General features: G+C 65.4%; 10 protein-coding genes. 3 read left to right on the top strand and 7 right to left on the bottom strand.

Annotation, left to right across the window (positions count from 1 at the left end; all coding sequences use genetic code 11):
* The first annotated feature begins 181 nt into the window (after positions 1–181).
* Positions 182–493, top strand: coding sequence for a serine integrase family protein (locus AC1RJ9_RS28015; protein WP_421930893.1), 312 nt, complete (start codon positions 182–184; stop codon positions 491–493).
* Between the two features lie 12 nt (positions 494–505).
* Here the strand turns inward: AC1RJ9_RS28015 and AC1RJ9_RS28020 are convergent, their stop codons facing one another.
* From AC1RJ9_RS28020 to AC1RJ9_RS28040, 5 genes are all read right to left on the bottom strand, one after another.
* Positions 506–997, bottom strand: coding sequence for a hypothetical protein (locus AC1RJ9_RS28020; protein ID WP_492841939.1), 492 nt, complete (start codon positions 995–997; stop codon positions 506–508).
* The gene (locus AC1RJ9_RS28025; RefSeq protein WP_492841941.1) at positions 994–2,226 is read right to left on the bottom strand and encodes a molybdopterin-dependent oxidoreductase; all 1,233 of its coding nucleotides are present in this window, start codon (positions 2,224–2,226) and stop codon (positions 994–996) included. Before AC1RJ9_RS28025 ends, AC1RJ9_RS28020 begins: the two co-directional genes overlap by 4 nt.
* Positions 2,227–2,261: 35 nt before the next feature.
* Positions 2,262–3,419: a TDT family transporter gene (locus tag AC1RJ9_RS28030; protein WP_291841686.1), complete on the bottom strand. Its 1,158-nt coding sequence runs from the start codon at positions 3,417–3,419 to the stop codon at positions 2,262–2,264.
* 57 nt (positions 3,420–3,476) lie between these two features.
* Positions 3,477–3,962 (bottom strand): hypothetical protein, encoded by a 486-nt coding sequence (locus AC1RJ9_RS28035; protein WP_492841943.1) that lies wholly within the window; start codon positions 3,960–3,962, stop codon positions 3,477–3,479.
* A 129-nt stretch (positions 3,963–4,091) separates the two neighbouring features.
* Positions 4,092–4,970 carry a LysR family transcriptional regulator gene (locus AC1RJ9_RS28040; protein WP_492841945.1) on the bottom strand — a complete coding sequence of 293 codons (879 nt, stop codon included), beginning with the start codon at positions 4,968–4,970 and terminating at the stop codon, positions 4,092–4,094.
* Between the two features lie 191 nt (positions 4,971–5,161).
* On the opposite strand from AC1RJ9_RS28040, the gene copM reads away from it, so the two are divergent.
* Positions 5,162–5,482 (top strand): CopM family metallochaperone, encoded by a 321-nt coding sequence (copM, locus tag AC1RJ9_RS28045; RefSeq protein ID WP_255357789.1) that lies wholly within the window; start codon positions 5,162–5,164, stop codon positions 5,480–5,482.
* The gene (locus AC1RJ9_RS28050; RefSeq protein ID WP_421930894.1) at positions 5,479–6,909 is read left to right on the top strand and encodes a YncE family protein; all 1,431 of its coding nucleotides are present in this window, start codon (positions 5,479–5,481) and stop codon (positions 6,907–6,909) included. Before copM ends, AC1RJ9_RS28050 begins: the two co-directional genes overlap by 4 nt.
* Before the next feature lie 247 nt (positions 6,910–7,156).
* On the opposite strand, the gene AC1RJ9_RS28055 is transcribed toward AC1RJ9_RS28050, so the two are convergent.
* Together AC1RJ9_RS28055 and AC1RJ9_RS28060 are read right to left on the bottom strand one after the other, a co-directional pair.
* Positions 7,157–7,351 carry a hypothetical protein gene (locus AC1RJ9_RS28055; RefSeq protein WP_492841948.1) on the bottom strand — a complete coding sequence of 65 codons (195 nt, stop codon included), beginning with the start codon at positions 7,349–7,351 and terminating at the stop codon, positions 7,157–7,159.
* A gap of 87 nt (positions 7,352–7,438) precedes the next feature.
* Positions 7,439–8,071 carry a recombinase family protein gene (locus tag AC1RJ9_RS28060; RefSeq protein WP_492086117.1) on the bottom strand — a complete coding sequence of 211 codons (633 nt, stop codon included), beginning with the start codon at positions 8,069–8,071 and terminating at the stop codon, positions 7,439–7,441.
* Positions 8,072–8,147 lie beyond the last annotated feature (76 nt).

The following is an 8,147-nucleotide window of genomic DNA, read 5'->3' on the forward strand; positions in this document are numbered from 1 at the left end:
GGCTCTCCTCTCGACTGGCTTGTTGACGCTAAGCGCCATCAAACCGTTGGGATGAGAGGCCGTCCACACCAACACATGGCTTGCCTATCAGGCTGTTTTCCCAATCAAACGGTCAAAACGGTCCTGTGTCGATCCTTCGACCCCAGGGCCGGTAAAACATGACTCTTAGTCGCCGTTGGGAATGTCCGGTTTCGGGCTGGAACTTCGACGCTGGCCAATGGCACGTTTGCGGCGCGGAAGCGTCTCGTTCGTCTCGGTGACCCAGGCCTTCAACGCCACCACCAGCATGGGCAGGCTAACCCTCAATGTGCTGCTGTTCTTCGCTCAGTTCGAGCGTGAGGGCACGCGAGCGGATCCGGGACAAGATCGCCGCTTCCCAGGCCAAGGGGATGTGGATGGGTGCATGCTGCCGTTGGGCTATGACGCCGCCGAACGGACCCTGAAAATCAATCAGCCAGAGGCCGCAGCCGTTCGGCAGATATTCCAACGCTAAGCGCGCACTACGTCAGCCCGTGGCGCCGCCTGCGTCAGCGCTCACCGGCCGACCTGGCTTCGTCTCGCTTCCTAGCTTGGCGCTGACGCCGGTCAGGTAGTCGACGATGGCGGGAATATCCTTTTCCGCGATCGCCGCCTTGTACGTGTCGCGCATCTTCTCGACGGTCGAGGTCCACTGCGCCTTCGACAACGCGGGCTGGGTCAGGGCCATGCTGGCCGAATGACATGCGGTGCAGTTGCCGTTCATCAGGTCAGCGCCCGGCCCGGCAGGGTAGGGCGGATCGTCGTCGGGCAAGGCGATGCTTGTCGAGGTCAGCGTGAAGCCGCCCCCTGACACTGCGGATGGCGGCGCCGCGGCTGGAGCCGGCGGTGCGGGCGGCGGCTTCAGACTTTCCACGAAGGCATGGTGGCCAAGGGAGATCGCAATGACGAAGCCTCCCGCCATGGCGCCAAGTTGCAGCAGCGCGCGGCCGTAGGACGGCGTCTTCTGCCGGTCGCTCATGACAGCACCACGTGGGTCGTCTCGACACAGGCGCGCATGAAGCCGCCTGGATTCCAGTTCGGCGTCAGGGCCTGGCTGACGCCGGCTGTATTCGTGCACCGGGCCATTAGAGCGACGGGGCCCCTTCCGGCGACGGCGACCATCCCGTCGAAGCGGCGGAAGCTGTACTTGCCCTCGTCGGGGCCCAGGCGAGCGGGCGCCCAGGAGCGGCCGCCGTCGCTGGAAAGATCGACCCTGGCGACCCCAGCGTCGCCGCCCATGGCGATGCCGCCGACCGGGAGGTGGGGTTGGTAGGCGACGCTGGTGCCGTCAGCAAGGCTGGTGATCCAGGACCGCGGGACCATCCGGTTGATCGGAACGGTCGGGAAGTCCTTGGCGCCCGGCGCCACATTGGCCAATGGCGTGTCCGGGATCTTGTAGGCCTTGGCCATCCAGTAACTGTCGTCCGGGGCGCCGAGCACCTCGATGTCGCTGAGCATCTTGACCCAGTAGGTCGAGAACCACCCCGGGACGATCAGTCGGATCGGGAAGCCGTTGAGCAGCGGCAACTGCGCGCCGTTCATCGCGAAGGCGATCATCACCTCGCCGTCGCGGGCATGGTCTATCGAGAGCGATTTCGAGAAGTCCGGGGCGCCATCGACGACCGGCTGGTCAAGGCCGTTGAAGCGCACCGCGACCGCGCCGGGCTGGACGCCGGCCAGGTCGAGGACACGCCGCAAGCTTACGCCCAGCCACTTGGCGTTGCCCATGGCGCCGTGCGCCCACTGGGCGCCGGGAACCCGGGGCTGGAACAGACCGCGGGAATTGCCCGAGCACTGGTTGACGGCGGCCATCTGCACGCGCGGCATGGCCAGGATGTCGGCGAGGGAAAGCGACAGGGGGCGCCCGACCCGACCATGAACGTTCAGCTTGAACGCTGTGGCGTCGACCTCGGTTGGCACGTTCGCCCAGTGCCAGCGTACGAAGAACTGGTCGTTAGGGGTGAACACGCCCTGGTCGAAGACGCTCATCGGGGTCTCCAGCAGCGGAGGCCGGGTACGCTGCAGAATCATGCCGCGCTTGCCGGGGAAGGCGTCGGTGAGCGGCCGGTCCGATGGGCCGCCGGGTAAGCGCAGATCAGCGCCCGCCTGGGCCCAACTCCGGGGCGCGAAGGCCGTGGCCGCCAGTAGGCCAGCGCCGGCCAGGAACAGGCGGCGATGGGTTACTGAGTCGCTGAGGGTCTGGGCCATTAGGGCCTCCGCGTTGAGAGGGGTGACAGGCTAGGTCATTGGCCGCTCTTGAGGCAAGGGGCGACGAAGAGGTCGCCGCGCCAGGCCCCGCGCACGGTGCGGGCGCCGACCACCAGCCACATGATCGCCAGCAGGATCACCAGGCCACCGCCGATGATGGCGAAGGCGGCAAGCGGCAGGAGGGTGGAGAGCTTGAGAGTGGCCACCGCATAGACGCCGATGGGGAAGGTGTAGCCCCACCAGCCGAGATTGAACGGCAGGCCTTCACGCAGGTAGCGTGCGGTGATCAGGGCCGCCATCGCCGCCCACCAGAAGCCGTAGCCCCAGAGCAGCACGCCGCCGATCAGGCCGATGCCGCGGGCCGCGGCGCCATAGTCGCCCAGTCCGTTGGCGGCGAAGATCGCCGGCGCCGCGCCGCCCATGACCAGCAGGCCAAGCGCGCCGGTGCCGATGGGGCCAAGCGCCAGCCAACTGGAGGCGGCCATGCTGGCGTGCGGCAGCTTGTGCACCGCCATGCGCAGCACCAGGATGACCAGGATGCTCATCGCCAACGGCACTGAGCAGGCCCAGAGCGCGTAGCTGGTGATCAGCACGGTCAGTTGGTGATGTGTGTCGGCCAGATGGGGCGCCAGCAGGCCGCCACTGACGGCGGCCACCTCGGCGGCGACAACGGGCAGCAGCCAGACCGCCGTCATCTGATCGATGGTGTGGGTCTGCCGCGTGAACATCATGAAGGGAATGGCGATGCCGCAGGCCAGCGCCATGGCCGCATCGGCCCACCACAGGACCTGAGCGATCTGAACCGCGCTCTCTCCCCAGTGCGGGACGCCAAACGCCAGGAAGCCGTTGATGATCGTAGCCAGCCCCATCGGGATGCAGCCGAAGAACATCGACACGACCGAGTGGCCGAAGATCTGGCGGGCGCCGTCAAAGTAGAAGATCCAGCGCGCCGCGTAGAGCGCGGTGAACAGGCTGAAGAGCCCGATATTGAACCACCACAGTCCCTCCGCAACGGCGTGCAGGCCGGGGACGCGCGCCGGAAACTGGGCGAGCGCCAGCGCCAGGATGCCGGTGCCCATGGTGGCGGCGAACCAGTTGGGGGTGAACTGGCGGACCACCTCACGGGGACTGGCCAGGGTCGCCAGGGGCTTGAGGCCGAAGGCGACGGCGCGGATATGGGCGATGTCGGTCATGGGGTGGGCTTTCGAAGCGGAGCAGTAGGGAAAGGCGTAGGAAGGCCGGGCGTTGCGTCAGCCGGCGGTGAGGCGCCAGATCGCGCCGAAGACAACGGCTCCGGCCAGCAGCGCCAGGGGCAGGACGATGATCTGGGCGAACGCCTCACGCCCCGAGATCCAACCCGTGGCGATGGAGACGTGGCCGTTCAGGAACTCGCCAAAATCGCGGCCGCGCTCGCCTTTGGGAATGCTGTCGGAGAGGAGAATGCCGCCTCCTAGCAGACCGAAGAACATGACGCCCAGAACGGTGATGATGCCCAGGGTAAGGGCCGTCTCCGGCCCGCCGAAGAAGGCCCAGAAGGTCAACAGAAGCACGCCATAGACGCCGATCAGGGCTTTGACGGCCGTTGGATGGACGCCATTGACCCCAAGGTCCGGCGCGTCGCGGCGCAGGTCTTCGAACTCACGGTCAGCGCTTGCAACCATTTGCGCCGGTGGGCGGCTGGCCCGAGTGGTGTCGCGGAACACGGGGTAGGGGGCTAAGGCGGTCAAGGTGGTCATTAGGGTCACTCCGTTAGAGTGGAGGCCGATTGGCGGCGCGCTCCTTGACCGACACCCTGGGCTGTCAGACCATTCTTATCCAACGAGACGTTTGTGTATGTTCGTTCGATAGTTCCGAACGATCTTGCCCTACGGCTTCGCCATCTCCAGGAAGGCGTCTCCCGCGCGGCTGCGATAGCGCTGCTTGTGCCGCAATAGGTAGAACTGCCGAGGCGGCAGATCGAACGCGATCTCAACCAGGGCTTTGCGCGCGACGCCCAGTCGCGCGACGGTCTGAGACATCACTCCGGCGCCCGCCCCCGCTTCGACGGCCGAGCGGACAGCCTCATTGCCCGGCAGGACCATGGCGATCTTCAGGTCGGATAGAGACAGGTGGCGAGCGGCCAGCATGTGCTCGAACGCCGCACGGGTGCCGGAGCCGGGTTCCCGTAAAACCCAAGCCGTTTTGGTCAGGTCATGATCGGCGCTCGTGTGGGCGGAAGCCCAGGGATGCAATGGGGCGACGACAAGGCTCAGTTGCTCTTCATCGATCACTGAACGGCTCAGCACCGGATCGTCCACCTCGCCTTCGACCAAGCCAATCTCAGCGTCCCCCTCCGCGACCGCGCGGGCGACCTGGGCGGTGTTGCCGATCGCCACGTCGATCTCGATGCCGGGATGTGCGGCGTGGAAGAGCGTTAAGCGCGGCGGCAGCCAGTAGCTGGCGATGGTCTGGCTGGCGTGGATAGACAGGCGTCCGCGTTCCAGCCCACTGAGGTCTGCCAGGGCCGCCTCGGCGGCCTGCGCCTGGGCCAGGACCTTGCGGGCCTCCGCCAGAAACACCTCACCGGCGCGATTGAGCACGATGCTGCGGCCGACCCGGTCGAACAGGGCGACGCCGTGGCGCCCCTCGAGGGTGGTGATGGCGCTGCTGACCGCCGACTGGGTCAGGTTCAAGGCTTCGGCCGCCCGGGTGACATGCTGGCGCTCTGCGACGGCGAGGAAGATGCGGAGCTGTTCGAGGGTCACGAGCTGAACCTAGCCACTATTGATCGTAACGCTAGGATCGTTCGGTCTGGTCGAACGTTCCTAGTCCGTGATCCCGTTAGACGGCGTGAGTTGCCGCGTAGAAGGTGCGATCGCCCTCTGAGGATCAAACCATGCCATCGACTCAATTGCCGGTCCGTCGCAGACGCCCTGCCTGGATCGCGTTGGCCGCCTTGACCGCCGTTGCCGTGACCTCCAGCGCCACGGCCGCTGTCGACGGGTTCGACGCGCAGATGACCGAGGCGATGACGCGGATGCATCACGCGATGATGCTGCCGCCGACCGGCGATCCGGACCGCGATTTCGCCCGCATGATGATCCCGCACCACCAAGGGGCCATCGACATGGCCAAGGTCGAGCTCCAGCACGGCAAGGACCCGCGCCTGCGTCGCCTGGCCCAAGGCATCATCGTCGAACAGGCCCAGGAGATCGCCGTGATGCAGCAGATTCTGGACGAGACCCCCGCCACTCATCCGCAAGGACACCCGCAATGACCCGCAGTCTCGCCCTCATCCTTTTGCTCGCCAGCGCCGCGCCGGCCCTGGCCGGGCAAGCGCCTGGGCCCGCGAGTGCGCCCGACATCGCGGTGAGCAGTCGCGACCGTTTCTATACGTCGGACCAGTTCTCCAACACCGTCTCGGTGATCGACCCGGCGACCAACAAGCTGCTCGGCGTCATCAAGCTGGGCGACCAGACGCCCATGAATTTGAGCCCGCTCTACAAGGGCCAGTTGCTAGTCCACGGGATGGGCTTCTCGCCGGACCACAAGACGCTGGCGGTGATCTCCATCGGCTCCAACTCCGTCACCTTCATCGACACGGCGACCAACGCGGTGAAGCACACAGCCTATGTCGGCCGCTCGCCGCACGAGGCCTTCTTCACCGCCGACGGCAAGGAAGTCTGGGTCGCGGTGCGCGGCGAGGACTATCTGCAGGTGCTCGACGGCGCGACCTACAGGGAGACCGGACGGATCAAGGTGCCCAACGGCCCGGGCATGACCATCTTCGCCCCCGATGGCCGGTACGCCTATGTCTGCTCCAGCTTCAGCCCCGAAACCGTGGTGATCGACACCAAGACCAAGGCGATCGTCGGCCGCGTGAAGCAGGAAAGCCCGTTCTGCCCGGACATCGCCGCCACGCCGGACGGCAAGCAGGTCTGGTTGACGCTAAAGGACATCGGCAAGGTGATGGTGTTCGACGCCAAGCCGCCGTTCGCGGTTCTGAAGACGCTCGACACCGGCCCGATCACCAACCACGTCAACATCGTACGCAATGGCGCCGGCCAGTTTGCCTATGTCACCGTTGGCACGCAGAACGCGGTGAAAGTGTTCCGGACGGACAGCTTCGCCCAGGTGGCCGAGATCAAGGTCGGCGCGCTGCCGCATGGCCTCTGGCCATCCGGCGACGGATCACGCGTTTATGTCGGCCTGGAGAATGCCGACGCGGTCGCGGCCATCGATACGGCCACCCATACTGTGATCGCCACCATCCCGATCGGCCAGGCGCCTCAGGGCGTGGCCTATGTCCCGAACGCTGTCCCGACCGGTCCGGGCACGGCGAACCTGCAGCCGCTCGGCATGGCCGCCAAGTCGGACAGCCTGAGACTCGCGGGCGCCGCGGGCGGACCGCCTACCCAAGTGACCCTGTTCGACCAGGGCCAAGTGCAGATCCTGCAGGCGGCGGCTGTCGGCCTCACGCCGAAGACGGCCTATGTGCTGGCGATCGCCGACAATCCCGAGGGCGAGGGTAAGCTGCAGCCGCTCGCTGGCTTCATGACCAGCCCATCGGGGTCGGCCGTCGTCAACGCGGTGGGTCCGTTGCGCAATGTGGTCAGCGCCGACACGCCGGCGCCGCGCCGTTACCTCGTGATTGCCGAAGGCCGGACGGACGACATGGGGACAGTGGTTCAGACGCAGCGCTAGCCCCCGAATGTCTGCATTTCAGAGCTAAGCCAACTTCCGCTTATGGCGCCCCATTGCCTTAAGCGGACGCGACCTCGCCTACGGATGTCGTACGGTCCGCCGAGCGGGGAGGGTATAAGTCATTGAAAAGATTGAACATTCGGCGTATAATGAACATTATCGGAAATCATGGGGTTGTTTTTGGTCTTGTATGGGTCGGTCCAAATCTGGGTCTATCCCCGCAAAGGTCCCAAATGCGACATAGGATTTAAGCGGCCAGCGCTCTTCGCCCGTGGTCTCGAAGCTCTCCTGAGGGGCCGACGTATCGGTAGAGCGTCGCGCGGCTGACCTTGAGCTCCGCGCACAGGTCGGCGACGTGGGTGTCGCGGTTGGCCATCGCCGATTGCGCCAGGCGGATCTGATTCTTGGTCAGCTCGAACTGGCGCCCGCCCTTGGGGCTCACCTCAAGGTTTGTGCGCTAAACCTCGGTTAAAAGCACAAACGGTGAACAAGTCTGAACTTTTGGCCATTGCCCTGCAGCGGACCCAGCCTATGCCTCTGACGCAGGGATACGGCCGATGGTCGCCTTGCTGACACCTAGAACCCTAGCCAGGTGGCGAACACTTTCGCCATTGGCACGTTGCTGCGCAACAAAGGCGCGCTGCGCTACAGTAAGGCTGTGGCGACGCCCCAGCTTCACGCCCCGGGCCTTTGCTCGTTCCCGTCCTTCGCTGGTTCGAGACCGGATGAGCTCCCGTTCGAACTCGGCGAGACCGCCTAGGACGGTGAGCATCAGGCGGCCATGCGGGGTTGTAGTGTCAGCCCAGGTGTCGCGGACTGACCGAAATTGCGCGTCTTTGTCCGCGAGCGCGGCCAGCACATTAAGAAGATCGCGGGTGGAGCGGGCCAGCCGATCCAGGCGTGTGACCACAAGCACGTCGCCGGCGCCGAGCGACGCAATCGCCTTTTTAAGCTGGGTGCGGTCAGTCGTGGCTCCAGATGCAATTTCGCTGAACACCTTCTCACAGCCAGCCGCCGTGAGTTCGGCGATCTGGGCGGCGGCGCTCTGGCCGTCGGTCGAAACCCGTGCATATCCACAAATCATGGGCCTGATTCTGAGACTATAATCTGAGACACGCAAGCCGCTGATATTATTAGGGCTGGTCAGCGTCTCTTTTTTCACGAATTATGAGCCACCTGCAGAAGCGGTCAGGACCATCCCATGGCGCGGCGAAGCTTGCTCACGGGTGACGAACGGC

The sequence above is a fragment of the Caulobacter sp. GW822-FHT07D08 genome (genome assembly GCF_058798735.1).